At 68.5% G+C, this 15,397-nt stretch carries 16 protein-coding genes; 12 read left to right on the forward strand and 4 right to left on the reverse strand.

Features of this window, described 5'->3' with window-relative positions; translation table 11 throughout:
* Window positions 1-6 precede the first annotated feature (6 nt).
* From ssuC to ACAM52_RS10050, 11 genes are all read left to right on the forward strand, one after another.
* Window positions 7-867 carry an aliphatic sulfonate ABC transporter permease SsuC gene (gene ssuC / locus ACAM52_RS10000; RefSeq protein ID WP_369646903.1) on the forward strand — a complete coding sequence of 287 codons (861 nt, stop codon included), beginning with the start codon at window positions 7-9 and terminating at the stop codon, window positions 865-867.
* Between the two features lie 11 nt (window positions 868-878).
* Window positions 879-1,841, forward strand: a complete 963-nt coding sequence (locus ACAM52_RS10005) for an aliphatic sulfonate ABC transporter substrate-binding protein (protein WP_369646904.1) — start codon at window positions 879-881, stop codon at window positions 1,839-1,841.
* 4 nt (window positions 1,842-1,845) lie between these two features.
* A complete protein-coding gene (locus tag ACAM52_RS10010; RefSeq protein ID WP_369646905.1) occupies window positions 1,846-2,676 on the forward strand; it encodes an ATP-binding cassette domain-containing protein in 831 nt (276 codons plus the stop codon).
* Between the two features lie 36 nt (window positions 2,677-2,712).
* Window positions 2,713-4,002 carry an O-acetylhomoserine aminocarboxypropyltransferase/cysteine synthase family protein gene (locus ACAM52_RS10015; protein ID WP_369646906.1) on the forward strand — a complete coding sequence of 430 codons (1,290 nt, stop codon included), beginning with the start codon at window positions 2,713-2,715 and terminating at the stop codon, window positions 4,000-4,002.
* Between the two features lie 16 nt (window positions 4,003-4,018).
* On the forward strand, window positions 4,019-4,615 hold the full coding sequence (locus ACAM52_RS10020) for a malonic semialdehyde reductase (RefSeq protein ID WP_062470026.1): 597 nt from the start codon (window positions 4,019-4,021) through the stop codon (window positions 4,613-4,615).
* Between the two features lie 52 nt (window positions 4,616-4,667).
* Window positions 4,668-4,883 carry a molybdopterin-binding protein gene (locus ACAM52_RS10025; protein WP_007829250.1) on the forward strand — a complete coding sequence of 72 codons (216 nt, stop codon included), beginning with the start codon at window positions 4,668-4,670 and terminating at the stop codon, window positions 4,881-4,883.
* A 467-nt stretch (window positions 4,884-5,350) separates the two neighbouring features.
* A complete protein-coding gene (locus ACAM52_RS10030; protein ID WP_369647714.1) occupies window positions 5,351-5,833 on the forward strand; it encodes a rhodanese-like domain-containing protein in 483 nt (160 codons plus the stop codon).
* Between the two features lie 37 nt (window positions 5,834-5,870).
* The gene (gene epsC / locus ACAM52_RS10035; protein ID WP_070060834.1) at window positions 5,871-6,791 is read left to right on the forward strand and encodes a serine O-acetyltransferase EpsC; all 921 of its coding nucleotides are present in this window, start codon (window positions 5,871-5,873) and stop codon (window positions 6,789-6,791) included.
* The gene (locus ACAM52_RS10040) at window positions 6,788-7,057 is read left to right on the forward strand and encodes a helix-turn-helix domain-containing protein (protein WP_062470032.1); all 270 of its coding nucleotides are present in this window, start codon (window positions 6,788-6,790) and stop codon (window positions 7,055-7,057) included. The genes epsC and ACAM52_RS10040 overlap by 4 nt, the downstream gene beginning before the upstream one ends.
* A 64-nt stretch (window positions 7,058-7,121) precedes the next feature.
* Entirely contained in the window at window positions 7,122-8,054 is a 933-nt protein-coding gene (locus ACAM52_RS10045) for a family 2A encapsulin nanocompartment shell protein (RefSeq protein WP_042579703.1), read from the forward strand.
* 66 nt (window positions 8,055-8,120) lie between these two features.
* The gene (locus ACAM52_RS10050; RefSeq protein WP_369647715.1) at window positions 8,121-9,959 is read left to right on the forward strand and encodes a family 2A encapsulin nanocompartment cargo protein cysteine desulfurase; all 1,839 of its coding nucleotides are present in this window, start codon (window positions 8,121-8,123) and stop codon (window positions 9,957-9,959) included.
* A gap of 6 nt (window positions 9,960-9,965) precedes the next feature.
* Here the strand turns inward: ACAM52_RS10050 and ACAM52_RS10055 are convergent, their stop codons facing one another.
* Window positions 9,966-10,934, reverse strand: a complete 969-nt coding sequence (locus ACAM52_RS10055; RefSeq protein ID WP_369646907.1) for an alpha/beta hydrolase family protein — start codon at window positions 10,932-10,934, stop codon at window positions 9,966-9,968.
* A gap of 132 nt (window positions 10,935-11,066) precedes the next feature.
* Between ACAM52_RS10055 and ACAM52_RS10060 the strand changes: the two genes are divergently transcribed.
* A complete protein-coding gene (locus ACAM52_RS10060; protein WP_369646908.1) occupies window positions 11,067-12,428 on the forward strand; it encodes a tryptophan 7-halogenase in 1,362 nt (453 codons plus the stop codon).
* Window positions 12,429-12,441: 13 nt separating this feature from the next.
* Here the strand turns inward: ACAM52_RS10060 and ACAM52_RS10065 are convergent, their stop codons facing one another.
* The 3 genes from ACAM52_RS10065 to solA form a co-directional block, all read right to left on the reverse strand.
* Window positions 12,442-13,143: an aspartate/glutamate racemase family protein gene (locus ACAM52_RS10065; RefSeq protein WP_369646909.1), complete on the reverse strand. Its 702-nt coding sequence runs from the start codon at window positions 13,141-13,143 to the stop codon at window positions 12,442-12,444.
* A 14-nt stretch (window positions 13,144-13,157) separates the two neighbouring features.
* Complete coding sequence (gene panE / locus ACAM52_RS10070; RefSeq protein ID WP_369646910.1) at window positions 13,158-14,090, reverse strand: 2-dehydropantoate 2-reductase; 933 nt, start codon at window positions 14,088-14,090, stop codon at window positions 13,158-13,160.
* Window positions 14,091-14,155: 65 nt separating this feature from the next.
* A complete protein-coding gene (gene solA, locus ACAM52_RS10075) occupies window positions 14,156-15,382 on the reverse strand; it encodes an N-methyl-L-tryptophan oxidase (RefSeq protein WP_369646911.1) in 1,227 nt (408 codons plus the stop codon).
* Window positions 15,383-15,397: the final 15 nt, after the last annotated feature.

The following is a 15,397-nucleotide window of genomic DNA, read 5'->3' on the forward strand; positions in this document are numbered from 1 at the left end:
ACACGCATGACCGAACAAGTACAGGAACTGCCGGCGGTGGCGCCGGCATCGAACGCCGCAGGCGATGCAGGCAGCGCGCTGCGAGGCTTCGGCCTCAACGTCGCGAAGCGGCTCATCCCGTGGCTGGTGCCGGTGGGGCTGATCGTCGTCTGGCAGATCGCCTCGTCGCTGGGTTGGCTCTCGACGCGCGTGCTGCCGGCACCGCTGGACGTGGTCAAGGCCGCGTGGTCGCTCACCGTGTCCGGCGAGCTCTGGACGCACGTGAAGGTGAGCGCGGGCCGTGCGCTCGCGGGGCTCGCCATCGGCGGTGGCGTGGGGCTGGCGCTGGGCCTGCTCACGGGCTCGGTGAAGTTCTTCGAGACGCTGCTCGACTCCACCATCCAGATGGTGCGCAACATCCCGGCGCTGGCGCTCATTCCGCTGGTGATCCTGTGGTTCGGCATCGACGAGTCGGCCAAGCTCTTCCTGATCTCGGTGTCGGTGTTCTTCCCGATCTACCTGAACACCTTCCACGGCATCCGCAACGTCGACCCGCAGCTCATCGAGATGGGACGCACCTACGGCCTGTCGCGCTGGCAGCTGTACCGCGAGGTGATCCTCCCGGGCGCGCTGTCGTCGATCCTCGTGGGGCTGCGCTTCTCGCTGGGCCTGATGTGGGTGATCCTCATCGTGGCCGAGACCATCTCGGCGCAGGCTGGCATCGGCTACCTCACGATGAACGCCCGCGAGTTCCTGCAGACCGACATCGTGCTTGTGGGCATCCTGCTGTACGCGCTGCTCGGCAAGCTGGCAGACCTGTTCGCACGCGGCCTGGAGCAATGGTGGCTGCGCTGGCACCCGGGCTACCAGAAGAAGCCGGCGAAGTGAGGGCAGGGCACATGAACCACATTCTCATCAATCGCCGCACCGCCATTGCGACGCTGGGTGCGCTCAGCGCAGGTGCCGTGCTGGCGCAGCAGCAACGGCCCGCCACGGTGCGCTTCGGCTACCAGAAGTCGTCCACGCTGATCGCGCTGTTGAAGGTGCAGGGCACGCTCGAGAAGCAGCTCGCGCCGCTCAACGTCGCGCTGAGCTGGCACGAGTTCACCAGCGGCCTGCCGCTGCTCGAGGCGCTGAACCTCGACAACCTGGACATCAGCGCCGACGTGGCCGACACCGTGCCTGTGTTCGCACAAGCGGCCGGCGCCGACCTGACCTTTCTGGCGCAGGAAGCGCCATCGCCAGCCGCGCAGGCCATCGTCGTGCGCGACGAGTCGCCGCTCAAGACCGTGGCCGATCTCAAGGGCAGGAAGGTCGGTTTCGCGAAGGCGGCCGGCGCGCACTACCTGCTGATCGCCGCGCTCGAAAAGGCCGGCCTGTCGTTCAAGGACATCGAGCCCGCCTACCTCACGCCGGCCGACGGCCGCGCCGCCTTCGAGCGCGGCGCCATCGATGCCTGGGTGGTGTGGGACCCGTTCCTGGCTGCCGCCCAGCGCCAGTCGAAGGTGCGCATCCTGGCCGACGGCGCGGGCATTGCGTCGTACCAGCGCTACTACCTGGCGAGCACCAAGTTCGCGAAGGCGCGCCCCGACGTGCTGCGCGTGGTCTACGCCGAGTTGGAGAAGACCGGCAAGTGGGTCAAGCAGCACCCCAAGGAAGCCGCGGCCCTGCTGGCGCCCGTGTGGGGGCTCGACGCCCCGACCATCGAGCAGGCCAACAGCCGCCGCAGCTACGCCGTGCGGCCGGTGGTGGCCGGCGGGCTGGCCGAACAGCAGCGCATCGCCGATGCCTTCTTCGCCGAGAAGCTGCTGCCCAGAAAAATCGATGCGCTGAACGTGGCGCTGTTCAACCCCGGGGCCTGAATTCATGAGTGCCGTTCTCAAAGACATCCAACCCCAAGCCATTGCCGGCGGCGTGCGCCTTGAGGCGCGCGGCCTGCACAAGCGCTACGGCGCGCGCGAGGTGCTGCGCAACACGCAGCTCACCATCGAGCCGGGCCAGTTCATCGCCATCGTCGGGCGCAGCGGTTGCGGCAAGAGCACGCTGCTGCGGCTCATCGCAGGCCTCGAAGAAGCCAGCTCTGGCGGCCTGTACACCGACGGCAAGGCCGTGAGCGGCCTGCACGACGACACGCGCATCATGTTCCAGGAGGCGCGCCTGCTGCCCTGGCGCCGCGTGCTCGACAACGTGACGCTGGGCCTGCCGAACGACGCCAAGGCGCGCGGCAAGGAAGTGCTCGCGCAGGTCGGCCTGGCCGACCGCGAGAACGAATGGCCGGCGCGTCTTTCGGGCGGGCAGCGCCAGCGCGTGGCCTTGGCGCGCGCGCTGGTGCACCACCCGCGCCTGCTGCTGCTCGACGAGCCGCTGGGCGCGCTCGACGCGCTCACGCGCATCGAGATGCACCGCCTCATCGAGAACCTGTGGCAGCGCCACCGCTTCACCGCGCTGCTGGTGACGCACGACGTGCAGGAAGCCGTGGCGCTGGCCGACCGCGTGATCCTCATCGAGGACGGTCGCATCGCGCTCGACGAGAACATTGCGCTGGCGCGTCCGCGCTCGCAGGGCGACCCGGCCTTTGCCGCGATCGAAAAACGAATCCTCGACCGGGTGCTGCAGAAGTCCGAAGAGACCGATGTGGAAAGCACCGATGCCAGCTGGCTCACGCCCCAGGCCCATGCCTTGCGCTGGGCGATCTGAGTCGTTTCATCCATTCCCCCTTTGAAAGGCAGTCGCATGTCGCAGAACTGGAAATTCGAAACCCTGTCGGTCCACGCCGGCTACTCGCCCGACCCGACCACCCGCGCGGTCGCGCCGCCGATCTACCAGACCGTCGCCTATGCCTTCGACAGCGCGCAGCACGGCGCCGACCTGTTCGACCTGAAGGTGCCGGGCAACATCTACACCCGCATCAACAACCCGACGCAGGACGTGCTGGAGCAGCGCGTGGCCGCGCTCGAAGGCGGCATTGCGGCGCTGGCGCTGGCCTCGGGCCAGGCGGCCGTGACCTACGCGATCCAGACCATCGCCGAGGCCGGTGACAACATCATCAGCAGCACGGCGCTCTACGGCGGCACGTACAACCTGTTCGCCCACACGCTGCCGCAGTTCGGCATCACCACGCGCTTCGCGGACCATCGCGACCCGAGCAGTTTCGAGAAGCTGTTCGACGAGCGCACCAAGGCGGTGTTCGTCGAGTCGCTGGGCAACCCGGCGGGCAACGTGACCGACATCGCGGCCATCGCCGAAATCGCGCACCGCCACGGCGTGCCGCTCATCGTCGACAACACCGTGCCCTCGCCGTACCTGAGCCGGCCCATCGAGCACGGCGCCGACATCGTGGTGCACTCGCTCACCAAGTACCTGGGCGGCCACGGCACCAGCATCGGCGGTGCCATTGTCGATTCGGGCAAGTTCCCGTGGGCCGAGCACAAGGAGCGCTTCAGGCGCCTGAACGAGCCCGACGTGAGCTACCACGGCGTGGTCTACACCGAGGCGCTGGGCCCGGCCGCCTACATCGGCCGTGCGCGCGTGGTGCCGCTGCGCAACACGGGCGCGGCCATCTCGCCGTTCAACGCCTTCCTGATCCTGCAGGGCATCGAGACGCTCGCGCTGCGCATGGACCGCATCAGCAGCAACGCGCTGGCGGTGGCGCAGCACCTGAAGCAGAGCAAGGCCGTCAACTGGGTGAACTACGCCGCGCTTGAAGACCATGCCGACTACCCGCTGGCGAAGAAGTACTTCGGCGGCAAGTCCAGCGGCGTGCTGACCTTCGGCATCGGCGCAGGTCGCGAGGGTGGGGCGAAGTTCCTCGATGCGCTGAAGCTCTTCACGCGCCTGGTGAACATCGGCGACGTGCGCTCGCTGGCCACGCATCCCGCATCGACCACGCACCGGCAGCTGTCGCCCGAAGAGCTGGCCCGCGCTGGTGTCACGGAAGACACGGTGCGCCTGTCGGTGGGCATCGAGCACATCGACGACCTGATCGCCGACCTCGACCAGGCCCTGGCCGCCGCATCGAACTGACACAGTGTTCCAAGACATGACCACACTGCAAGCCATCCCTGACGCTGCGCTGGACCAGCTGTTTCGCAAGGCGCGCACCGTGCACGCCTTCAAGCCGGTGCCCGTGACTGACGCGCTGATCCACCAGCTCTACGACCTCGTGAAGTGGGGCCCGACCGCCTACAACGCCCAGCCCGCGCGCTACGTGTTCGTGCGCAGCGAAGAGGCCAAGGCCAAGCTGAAGCCGGCCGTGTCGGCGGGCAACACCGCGCAGACGCTGCAGGCCGGCGTGACGGTGATCGTGGCGCACGACACGCGCTTCTACGAGCACCTGCCCACGCAGTTCCCGGCCTACGACGCCAAGCCCTTCTTCGAGAAGAGCGCCGACGCCGCGCAGGCCACGGCCTTTCGCAACAGCAGCCTGCAGGGCGCCTACCTGATCCTGGCGGCGCGCGCGCTCGGGCTCGACGCGGGGCCGCAATCGGGCTTCAACGCCGACCTGGTCGACAAGGCCTTCTTCCCCGACGGCCGCTATCGCGCGAACTTCCTCGTCAACCTCGGCGTGGCCGACCACGCCGGCACTTTCGAACGCGGGCCCCGGCTGGCGTTCGACGACGTGGCCGAGATCGTCTGAGCGTCGGCCGTTTTCACTCACAACCCCTGTCAACCCTGAAAGAGAAATCACCATGTCCATCCAAGCCATCAACGTCCGCAACCAGTTCAAGGGCAAGGTCCGCGAGATCATCCGCGGCGACGTCGTCTCCGAAGTCGATGTCGAAACTGCCTGGGGCATCGTCACCTCCGTCATCACCACGCGCTCTGTCGACGAGCTGCAGCTGAAGGTGGGTTCCGATGTGGTCGCACTTGTGAAGTCGACCGAAGTTTCGATCGCCAAGCTCTGACGGACCCTCGGGCTTTGCGATTCCCCGGTGCTGTCTTTGGCGCCGGGGTTTTTCACATCTGCTGGTTCGGGGCGTGTGCCCAGGCCACCGGGTACTTCCCTCCGCGAATGTCCCCCGCCTTCGGCTCCTCCTTGATTTCGCTGCGGGAAGCACCCAGTGTCCTGAGCACACCGGACGCTGTCGTTGTGCTCGCCGATCAACGACCGCTGCGCATGACGCTCACGTCGATGGGGTGCCTTGCGCAGCGAAATCAAGGAGGAGCCCGAAGGGCGGGGGACATTCGCGGAGCAAGGTACCCCGTCGGCGGGAGCGTTGCCCTGAAGCACCCACGCCCAGCACCCCATAGATCACAAGGTTGTTAAGAATCGACTTTTGAGTCGTTTGACCTTGGCCTTCGCACTCCTACAGTGGTGGTTATCGCCATCAAGGAAGATGGAATGACCAACGTACAACAGGAGCCGAACCGCATGTCCGTGGAAGTTGAAGATGTCATCGCCTTGCCGCCCGCCCTCGAACAGGCGCGCGCGCAAGCCATCGAAAAGAACTGGCCCTACGCCGGCGGCGTGACGCCCCCCGTGGCCTGGCAACTGGTGCAGGACGGCCAGGCCCTGCTCGTGGACGTGCGCTCCGGCGAAGAGCGCAAGTTCGTCGGCCACGTGCCCGACAGCCTGCACGTGGCGTGGGCCACAGGCACCGCGCTCACCCGCAACCCGCGCTTCGTGCGCGAGCTCGAAGCCAAGGTGGCGAAAGACGGCGGCAAGGAGGCCGTGGTGCTGCTGCTGTGCCGCAGCGGCAAGCGCTCCGCACTGGCGGCCGAAGCTGCGGCCAAGGCCGGCTTCACGCAGGTGTTCAACGTGCTCGAAGGCTTCGAGGGCGAGATCGATGCGCGGCAGCATCGCGGCGGGGCCGACGGCTGGCGCTTCCATGGCCTGCCGTGGGTGCAGGACTGAACCCCCATCGATAGAAACACACGGGAGGAAAAAACACATGGCTCAATTCGAAGTGAGTGACATCGTGCGCGCACTGCACGAGGTGCGCGACGAGTGGCGCGATTCGCAACGCCGCTCACGCGAGCCCGGTGCGCGCGAGTTTCCGTCGCGCGATGCGCTGGCGCAGATCGTCGAGTCGCTCAAGGGCGCGCTCTTTCCGATGCGGCTGGGCCCGCCGGACCTGCGCCACGAGAGCGAGGATTTCTACGTGGGCCACACGCTCGACGCCGCCCTGCAGGCGCTGCTGGTGCAGGCCCGGCTCGAGCTGAACTTCAACGCACGGCTGGCACCGCGCCCCGCGAGCGAGATCGACGCTGCAGCCACCGAAGCCGTGCGCCAGTTCGCGAACGCGCTGCCGGGCCTGCGCCGGCTGCTCGACAGCGACGTGCTCGCGGCCTACCAGGGCGACCCCGCCGCGCGCAGCGTCGACGAGGTGCTGCTGTGCTATCCGGGCGTGCTCGCGATGATCCATCACCGTCTCGCGCACCGGCTCTACGAGCTCGGCCTGCCGCTGCTCGCGCGCATCGTGGCCGAGCTGGCACATGCGCAGACCGGCATCGACATCCACCCGGGCGCGACGATCGATGCGGGCTTCTTCATGGACCACGGCACCGGCGTCGTGATCGGCGAGACGGCCGTCATCGGCAAGCGCGTGCGGCTGTACCAGGCCGTCACGCTCGGCGCCAAGCGCTTCCCCACCGACGCCGAAGGCAACCTGCAGAAGGGCCTGCCTCGGCATCCGGTGGTGGAGGACGACGTGGTCATCTACGCGGGCGCCACCATCCTGGGCCGCGTCACGCTCGGCAAGGGCGCGGTCATCGGCGGCAACGTGTGGATCACCGACGACGTGAAGCCCGGCGCCAGCGTCACGCAGGCCAGCCTGCAGAACAACAGCGCACCGAAGGCGGGCGGCGTATGAAGGCCTTTGTCGAAGACTTCGGCGTCACCGTGCGCCAGCTGCGCGAAGGGCAGGGCTGGTCGCAGGAAGAGCTGGCCGAGCGTTCCGATCTGAACCGCTCGTACGTGGGCGAAATCGAGCGCGGGCGCGTGATCCCGTCAATCGTCACGGCGCAGAAGCTGGCCACCGCGCTGGGCATCAACATCGTCAACCTGCTCGCGCGTTGCGAGCAACTGGAGCAGTCGCGCCTTGCACGGCGGATCAACTTGGCGGCTATAGCCTGTTGAGGGGAAACCCGTGGTCGCCAGACACTGGCGATCACTTTTTCCTCAACCCACGGAGCCTTGATCCATGAGTGCAACAGTCGGTGGTACCACCGCCCTTGGCGACAACGCCGCCCGCCAGCTAGCCAACGCCACCAAGACCGTTCCCCAACTCGAGACCATCAGCCCGCGCTGGCTGACACACCTGCTGCAGTGGGTGCCGGTGGAAGCGGGCATCTACCGCGTCAACAAGGTCAAGAACCCCGAGTCGATCAAGGTCACCTGCACCTCGCGCGAAGAAGAGAACCAGCTGCCGCGCACCTTCGTCGACTACGAAGAGAACCCGCGCGAGCACTACCTCAATGCCGTGAGCACCGTGCTCGACGTGCACACCCGCATCTCCGACCTGTACAGCAGCCCGCACGACCAGATCAAGGAGCAGCTGCGCCTCACGATCGAGACGATCAAGGAGAACCAGGAGAGCGAGCTCATCAACAACCCCGACTACGGCCTGCTGGCGCAGGTGAGCGAAGAGCAGCGCATCTTCCCGCTGACCGGCGCGCCCACGCCCGACGACCTGGACGAGCTGTTGACCAAGGTGTGGAAGGAGCCCGCGTTCTTCCTCACGCACCCGCTGGCCATTGCCGCGTTCGGGCGTGAAGCCACGCGCCGCGGCACGCCGCCGCCCACGGTGAGCCTGTTCGGTTCGCAGTTCATCACCTGGCGCGGCATTCCGCTGATTCCGTCGAACAAGGTGCCGGTGGCCGACGGCAAGAGCAAGATCCTGCTGCTGCGCGTGGGCGACAAGCGCCAGGGTGTGGTGGGCCTGTTCCAGCCGGGCCTGTCGGGCGAGCAGAGCCCGGGGCTGTCGGTGCGCTTCATGGGCATCAACAACCATGCGATCGCGTCGTACCTGATCTCGCTGTACTGCTCGCTCGCGGTGCTGACCACCGACGCGCTGGCCGTGCTCGACGACGTCGAGATCGGCAAGTACCACGACTATCCCGACACCTACAAGTAAGCCGCGGTGAGCAGCACACCCACGTTCCCGGGCGAGGCGCCGTTCGATCCGGCCGTTCTCGCGCGCATGGCCAGCGCCATGTTCTCCGCGCCGCCGGGCGCGCAGTTTCCCGCCAACATCGCACCGCCGGGCTCGCCGCTGGTGAGCCCCGCCGGCTTCGGGCCGAGCGTGCCGGGTACACCGATCCCGCAAGGGCAGATTCCGGGTGCCAATGTGCTGCCGGCATCGCCGACGCAGCTGCCGTCGCTTGCGAACCGCGCGCCGGCCTTGCTGCCGCACGCGGTGGCGGGCAATGGCGTGCCGGACACGGTGCTGTCGGTGGCGCCGGCCTTCGAGCCGCGTTCGGGCGGCGTGGTGCAGGGCGTGCCGCAGCAGGTGGGGGCGCCTGCGTCGCCGCAGGCAGCCTCTGCATCGCCGTTCTACTTCCTGAACCACAGCTACGGGCATCCGACGGCAGGCACCGCCAGCGATGGCTTTGCGATCCACGATCCGTTCGCGGGCCTTGCCGCGCCGACGGCGCAGCCCGCGTTGCCACCGAGCCCACCTTCGGCGCCGGCCGGACGCGACGCGCAGTTCTACTTCGTCGATGCAGTGCGTCTGCCCAACGGCTTTGTCACACCGGCCAAGCCCGATCCGCGCGGTCCCGACGCGGTGCCGCTCGCCGGCAGCGGCCAGCATCCGCCGTTCGATGTGCACGCCGTGCGGCGCGACTTCCCGGTCCTGCAGGAGCGCGTGAACGGCAAGCAGCTCGTGTGGTTCGACAACGCCGCCACCACGCACAAGCCGCAGTCGGTCATCGATCGCATCGCGTACTTCTACGAGCACGAGAACTCGAACATCCATCGCGCGGCGCATGAACTCGCTGCGCGCGCGACCGATGCGTACGAAGGCGCGCGGGAGCGTGTGCGCAAGTTCATCAACGCCCCCGAAGTCGACGAGGTGATCTTCGTGCGCGGCACCACCGAGGCCATCAACCTCGTGGCCAAGAGCTGGGGCGGCCAGCACGTGGGCGAGGGCGACGAGATCATCGTGTCGAACCTCGAGCACCACGCGAACATCGTGCCGTGGCAGCAGCTTGCCGCCGCCAAGGGTGCGAAGCTGCGCGTGATCCCGGTGGACGATTCGGGGCAGGTGCTGCTCGACGAATACCGCAAGCTGCTGAACGACCGCACGAAGATCGTGGCCGTCACACAGGTCTCGAATGCGCTGGGCACCGTGGTGCCGGTGAAGGAGATCGTCGAGCTGGCGCACCGCGCGGGCGCCAAGGCGCTGGTCGATGGCGCGCAATCGGTCTCGCACATGCGGGTCGACGTGCAGGACCTGGGCGCCGACTTCTTCGTGTTCTCCGGCCACAAGGTGTTCGGCCCGACCGGCATCGGCGTGGTGTGGGGCAAGCGCGAGGTGCTCGAGGACATGCCCCCGTGGCAGGGCGGCGGCAACATGATTGCCGACGTGACCTTCGAGAAGACCGTGTTCCAGCCGATCCCGAACAAGTTCGAGGCCGGCACCGGCAACATCGCCGATGCCGTGGGCCTGGGCGCGGCCATCGACTACGTGAACAAGGTCGGCATCGAGAACATCGCGCGCTACGAGCACGACCTGCTGGTGTACGGCATGGCGCAACTGGGTGCGATTCCCGGCGTGCGGCTGATCGGCACGGCGGCCGACAAGGCGAGCGTGATGTCGTTCGTGCTCGACGGCTACACCACCGAAGAGGTGGGCCACGCGCTCAACGACGAGGGCATCGCGGTGCGCACGGGACACCACTGCGCGCAGCCGATCCTGCGGCGCTTCGGTGTCGAGACCACGGTGCGGCCGTCGCTGGCGTTCTACAACACCTTCGACGAGATCGACCGGCTGGTGACGGTGGTGCGGCGGCTCGCCGGCCAGCGGCGCACGCGCTGAGCCGGCTCAGGGCTTCGATGCCAGGTGCTGCCTGAAGAAGGCGAGCACCTTGGCATTGAAGTCGGCATGAAAGGCGACGCGGTCGAATCCAGCGGCATCGCTGCAGATCTCCGGCAAGGCCTTGGCCATGGCCGGCGCGCAGGGCGCCAGGAAGGCGAAGTGCGCGGTGTTCGCGGGCACGTACCAGTCCGGCGCGGAAGGCAGGTTGCGGCGAACCGCTTCGACGTCGTCCAGCGTCACCCCGTCGCCGCCGCGCGCGGAGGCCCAGAGCTGGATGGGCACCGTGACCTGCTTCAGCCCCTCGGCATCGAAAAAGCTCAACGGATCGACGATCACCGCCGCCTTGATGCGCGCATCGCGCACCGGCGGCGCGGGCAGTTCCTGGCGCTGGATCTGGCCGCAGAACGGAATCTTCGACGCCGGCGTGCAAAAGCGCAGGCCCAGCTTGAAGTCGGGCACCGCGCCCGTTGCCACGAGGCCGGTGTAGCCGCCGCGCGAGAAGCCGAAGAAGCCGACCTGATCGGCGGCGAGCTTCGTGTGCCCAGGCCACGTCTTGAGCATGTGATCCGCCAGTCGCCGCATGTCGACGGGCCGTGCGGCAAATGTCGAGAGATGGCCCCGGCGTTCCATGTCCTGGAAGTTGTCGTTCGGGTGGTTGATGGCGGCGACCACGAAGCCCGCGTCGGCCAGCGCCGCCGCCGTGTCGTGGTGGCCGAGGAACGAGCCGCCCGAGCCGTGCGACATCAGCACCAGCGGCAGGCCGGTGCCGGCGACGGGGCAGTCCTTGGCGGCCGAAATGGCGATCAGGCCGAACGCGATCTCGCCGGGCGCCGCCTCGCAAGGCGTCCACACCGCGCCGCGCAAGGCCGGCCCGTCCTTGTCGGCCGGCACCTCGATGAAGCTGAAACCCGCGGCATGGCTCCATGCGGCAGACACACAGAGGGTGGCGAGCAGGGCAAGGCGATGCAGGGTCATGGCGCGCAAGGGGTAGGGGGCTGAACGGGCCGCCAGTGTGCCGCCTCCGGCCCCGCGCCGCCAGCCCGTTTTGCGTCGTGCGATGCGGGCGCGCTATGCTCTGTCGCTGTCCATCACGCTGCTTGTCTTCGCATGTCCCAGCCTCAGGTTTCTTCTTCCGGTGCTCCTTCTTCTGTCAGCGATTCCTGCGATGTGTTCGTGATCGGCGGCGGCCCCGCGGGTTCGACCGTCGCGGCGCTGCTGGCGCAGCAGGGGCGCAGGGTGGTGCTGGTCGAGAAAGAGCACCACCCGCGTTTTCACATCGGCGAATCGCTGCTGCCTGCGAACGTCGAGCTGTTCGACAAGCTCGGCGTGCGCGACCAGGTCGAGAAGATCGGCATGCCGAAGTTCGGCATCGAGTTCGTCTCGCCCGAGCATGAGCACCGCAGCTACGTGGAGTTCGCCGAAGGCTGGGACAAGTCGCTCGACTCCGCCTGGCAGGTGCGCCGCTCCGAGCTCGACGAGCTGCTGTTCCGCAACGCCGCCACGCGCGGCGCCCAGGCCTTCGAGGGCTGCAAGGTGCGCGACGTGGCCTTCGACGCCGACGGCACCACCGTGCAGGCCGTGATGGACGACGGCGCCAAGCGCAGCTGGCGCGCGCGCTTCGTGGTCGACGCCACGGGCCGCGACACGCTGCTGGCCAACAAATTCCGCTGCAAGCAGAAGAACCCCGACCACAACAGCACCGCGCTGTTCGGCCACTTCACCAATGCCGAGCGGCTCGAGGGCAAGAAGGAAGGCAACATCAGCATCTGCTGGTTTCCGCACGGCTGGTTCTGGTTCATTCCGCTGGCCGACGGCACGACCAGCGTGGGCGCGGTGTGCTGGCCCTACTACCTGAAGACGCGCGAAAAATCGCTGAAGGAATTCTTCTACGACACCATCGCGCTGTGCCCCGTGCTGGCCGACCGCCTGAAGAACGCCACGCTGGTCGACGACGCCGTGCACGCCACGGGCAACTTCTCGTACTCGAGCACGCACGCCACCGGCGACAACTACCTGCTGCTGGGCGACGCCTTCACCTTCATCGACCCGATGTTCTCCTCGGGCGTGTACCTGGCGATGCACAGCGCCTTCGACGGCGCCGAGCTGGTGGCCACCGCGCTCGACCAGCCGGCCGAGCTGGCCCGCGCCCGCGAAGGCTTCGAGGCCATGATGCGCAAGGGCCCGCGCGAGTACTCGTGGTTCATCTACCGCGTGACCAACCCGACCATCCGCGACATGTTCATGTACCCCGGCAACCCGTTCCGGGTGAAGGAGGCGCTGATGTCGCTGCTGGCCGGCGACATCTACAAGGGCACGCCAATGTGGGGCGCGCTGCGCATGTTCAAGGTGCTGTACTACGGCATCTCCCTGGCCAACTTCCGCCGCACCTGGGCGGGGTGGAAGCGCCACCGCTTCAACATCCGCGACATGGGGGCGTTGAAGGGGGAGACGATCCTCAAGTCGGACTAGACGCGCCGCGGGGCTACCAGCCCGTCAGGCCGGTACGGGCAGACGCCCACGCGGTGTTCGATGCGCGCAATGTCGCCACCGCATGCGCCACCCCCAACTGCGGGCTGCTGAGCACATCGACCCCGAGGTCCGCCAGCAACCCCGTCACCGGCGCCATCGACGCCTGCGCCAGCACGATCACATCGGTGCCGTCGGCCGCGGCGCGGATCGATTCGGCCAGCGTGGCCACGTAGCGCGCGATGTCGCCGGACTGGAAATGCACCCAGGCGTCCTCGACCAGCAGCGTGCTGGCGCGGATGCCGACGCCGGCCTGCCGCGCGGCTGAAAGCACGAGCGACAGGGTCGGGTCGATGGTGCTTTCGACGGCGCCGACGATCAGCACGCGCGGGCCGTTGCGCACGGCGCGGTCGGCCATGGCGCGGTCGATGCGCAGGGCGGCGAAGGCGCCGCCGGTGGCGGTCTTTTCGGCGATGCCGCCGATGGTCGAGCAGGTGCACACGACCACCGAAGCGCCGTCCGAGGCGGCGTCGCGCATGGCCTCGTGGACGCGCGCCACCAGGCCGGCGTGGTCGACGCCCAGGGTGCGCGCATCGGCGAGCAGCTCTTCCATCACCAGGTGCTGCACGCGCAGCTCGGGCGCGATCTCGCGGGCCAGGCTGCCGAAGGTCTGCACATGCACCTGCGCGGTATGGAGGAAGGCGAGCGTGTCGGCCATGAGCTTGCCGCCGTTCAACCGGCCTCGCGGGCGCGCCGGAACTCGTAGGCCTTCAGATGCACGTACGCCGTGCGCAGTACCGATGGCGTGGCCGAGGCGCTGCGCGGCGCGCGGGCCAGCAGGTCGCCCAGGATGTGGTCGGCCTCGACGCGTGCGCCGCGGGCCATGTCCTTGTACATCGAGGCGGTCATGGGCGAGCCGGCGGTCGTGACCACTGCGCGGCCGCGCGTGAGGGCGCCGGGCCGCGGGGCAAAGCCGTTGTGGGCGGCGATGGCGCAGCACTCGTCGAAGATCGCAAGCGCCACGTCTTCGCCGCCGGCGGCCACGATGTCGCCGATGGAGGCGTGCATCAGGCTCGTGAGGCCCGCGGCCGAGGCGATGAAGACCCACTTCTCCCACATGTCCTGCGCGATGGTCTCGCTCGCGGTGGCGGTGAAGTTCGCGCCGGCGAACTGGGCCGCGATGGCGTCGATGCGCGGCGAGCGCCCGCCCGCGCGTTCACCGTAGCTCAGGCTGTGCATGTCGTTCAGGTGCTGCACGCGGCCCTCGTCGTCGAGGGTGGCGGAGATCATGCACAGGCCGCCGAGCACGCGCGCCTCGCCGAAGCGCGCGACCAGCCGGTCGATGTGGCCCAGGCCGTTGAGCAGCGGGAGGATGACGGTGTCGGGCCCGACGGCGGGCGCGAACGAATCCATGGTGGCGTCGAGGTCGTAGGCCTTGCAGCCGACCACGACCACGTCGTAGGGGCCATCGATCTGTTGGGCCAGCACGTGCTTCGGCGTGGGCAGGTCGAGGTCGCCGAAGGGGCTGCGCACCACGAGCCCGGTCGTGGCCAGCTGGGCCGCGCGGCCGGGACGCAGTAGAAAGGTCACATCGCGGCCTGCCGCGAGCAGGCGTGCGCCGAAGTAACCACCGAGTGCTCCCGCACCCACCATCAGGAATCGCATCGCGCGCTGCCTCCGAAGAAACTGAAGATCGGAAGCGATGATGCCCCGGATCGCGCGCGGGCGCCTCAGGGGTGTTGCGAGGTCGCCAGCCGCTCGCGGGCAAAGGGCCGCAGGTCGAGGCCGTGCGCGCTCTCGCGGCCCAGCACGCGGTCGGCGATGGCGTCGCCCAGCCCGGCCGAGTGCTTGAAGCCGTGGCCGGAGCAGGCCGAGACGATCAGCACATTCGGCAGGCCGTCGAGCGCGTCGATCACGAAGCGGCGGTCGGGCGTGACGGTGTACATGCAGGCGCGGGCCTTGAGCGCGTGCCCCGCAATCTGCGGAAAGCGCCCGGCCACGCGGTGGCGGTACATGGCGGCGCTTTCCTCGGCGCTCACCTCGCGGTCGAGCGCATCGGGCGTGGTGGCGTCGACGTACTGCTCGGTGGCGACCTTCAGCGCGGGTTGCGACGCGTCGGAGGCCGGAAAGCCGTACATGTAGTCTTCCTGCGCGTCGCCGAACATCCAGATGAAGATGGGAAAACGCCCGGGCGCGAAGTCGGCTGCGGCGGCGGGACCGGTGTCGAACCAGTGCATCACCTGGCGGTGCACCGAGAAGTGGGCCTGCCAGTCGGTGCGCGCCTGCCGGCCGAGGAATTCGGGCAGCCAGGCGCCGGCTGCGACCACCACCTGGTCGGCGGTGAAGCTCGCGGTTTCGGTGCGCACACGCACGGTGTCGCCGTTGCCCACGGGCTCGACGCTCAGCACACGCTCGCCGGTGCGGGTCTGTGCGCCGTCGGCGCGGGCCACGGCGAGCTGGGCGGCGATGGCGTCTTCGGGGCGCACGAAGCCGGCGTCGCGTTCGAGGTAGCCGATCTCGTCGCCCTGCAGGTGGAACTGCGGGTAGCGCGCGCGGATGCCGGCCGCGTCGAGCACCTCGTGCGCGATGCCGAAGCGCTCGGCGCAGGCGATGGTGCGGCGCACGAAGTCGGACTTGCCGTGGTGCTCGGCCACGCGGTCGCGCGGCGCGAGGATGAGGCCACCGGTGGTGGTCATCAGCGGGCGGCCGGTGCGCGCCTCGAGTTCGCGCCAGATGGCGTGCGAGCGGTGCACCAGCGGCACGTACTCGTCGCCTTCGCCGACGGCCAGCCGCGTGATGCGCGAATCGCCGTGCGAGGAGCCGCGGTCGTGCGGCGGCGCGAATTGGTCGATGCCGAGCACGCGCGCGCCGCGTTGCGAGAGCTGGTAGAGGGTGGCCGCGCCGAGGGCGCCCAGGCCGATGACGATCGCGTCGTAATGAGTAGGGGAACGGGTCACGGGGCGAGAGGTTTC

It is taken from the genome of Variovorax sp. V118 (assembly GCF_041154445.1).
In the GTDB taxonomy this organism is placed as follows: Bacteria; Pseudomonadota; Gammaproteobacteria; order Burkholderiales; family Burkholderiaceae_C; genus Variovorax; species Variovorax boronicumulans.

What these genes read in the sequence shown, in the direction of transcription:
- panE (WP_369646910.1), bottom strand. Translation starts at nt 14,090, where the DNA reads ATGCGATTCCTGATGGTGGGTGCGGGAGCACTCGGTGGTTACTTCGGC.
- ssuC (WP_369646903.1), top strand. Translation starts at nt 7, where the DNA reads ATGACCGAACAAGTACAGGAACTGCCGGCGGTGGCGCCGGCATCGAAC.
- ACAM52_RS10015 (WP_369646906.1), top strand. Translation starts at nt 2,713, where the DNA reads ATGTCGCAGAACTGGAAATTCGAAACCCTGTCGGTCCACGCCGGCTAC.
- ACAM52_RS10045 (WP_042579703.1), top strand. Translation starts at nt 7,122, where the DNA reads ATGAGTGCAACAGTCGGTGGTACCACCGCCCTTGGCGACAACGCCGCC.
- ACAM52_RS10065 (WP_369646909.1), bottom strand. Translation starts at nt 13,143, where the DNA reads ATGGCCGACACGCTCGCCTTCCTCCATACCGCGCAGGTGCATGTGCAG.
- ACAM52_RS10010 (WP_369646905.1), top strand. Translation starts at nt 1,846, where the DNA reads ATGAGTGCCGTTCTCAAAGACATCCAACCCCAAGCCATTGCCGGCGGC.
- ACAM52_RS10050 (WP_369647715.1), top strand. Translation starts at nt 8,121, where the DNA reads ATGGCCAGCGCCATGTTCTCCGCGCCGCCGGGCGCGCAGTTTCCCGCC.
- ACAM52_RS10030 (WP_369647714.1), top strand. Translation starts at nt 5,351, where the DNA reads ATGTCCGTGGAAGTTGAAGATGTCATCGCCTTGCCGCCCGCCCTCGAA.
- ACAM52_RS10025 (WP_007829250.1), top strand. Translation starts at nt 4,668, where the DNA reads ATGTCCATCCAAGCCATCAACGTCCGCAACCAGTTCAAGGGCAAGGTC.
- ACAM52_RS10055 (WP_369646907.1), bottom strand. Translation starts at nt 10,934, where the DNA reads ATGACCCTGCATCGCCTTGCCCTGCTCGCCACCCTCTGTGTGTCTGCC.
- ACAM52_RS10060 (WP_369646908.1), top strand. Translation starts at nt 11,067, where the DNA reads ATGTCCCAGCCTCAGGTTTCTTCTTCCGGTGCTCCTTCTTCTGTCAGC.
- epsC (WP_070060834.1), top strand. Translation starts at nt 5,871, where the DNA reads ATGGCTCAATTCGAAGTGAGTGACATCGTGCGCGCACTGCACGAGGTG.
- ACAM52_RS10020 (WP_062470026.1), top strand. Translation starts at nt 4,019, where the DNA reads ATGACCACACTGCAAGCCATCCCTGACGCTGCGCTGGACCAGCTGTTT.
- ACAM52_RS10005 (WP_369646904.1), top strand. Translation starts at nt 879, where the DNA reads ATGAACCACATTCTCATCAATCGCCGCACCGCCATTGCGACGCTGGGT.
- ACAM52_RS10040 (WP_062470032.1), top strand. Translation starts at nt 6,788, where the DNA reads ATGAAGGCCTTTGTCGAAGACTTCGGCGTCACCGTGCGCCAGCTGCGC.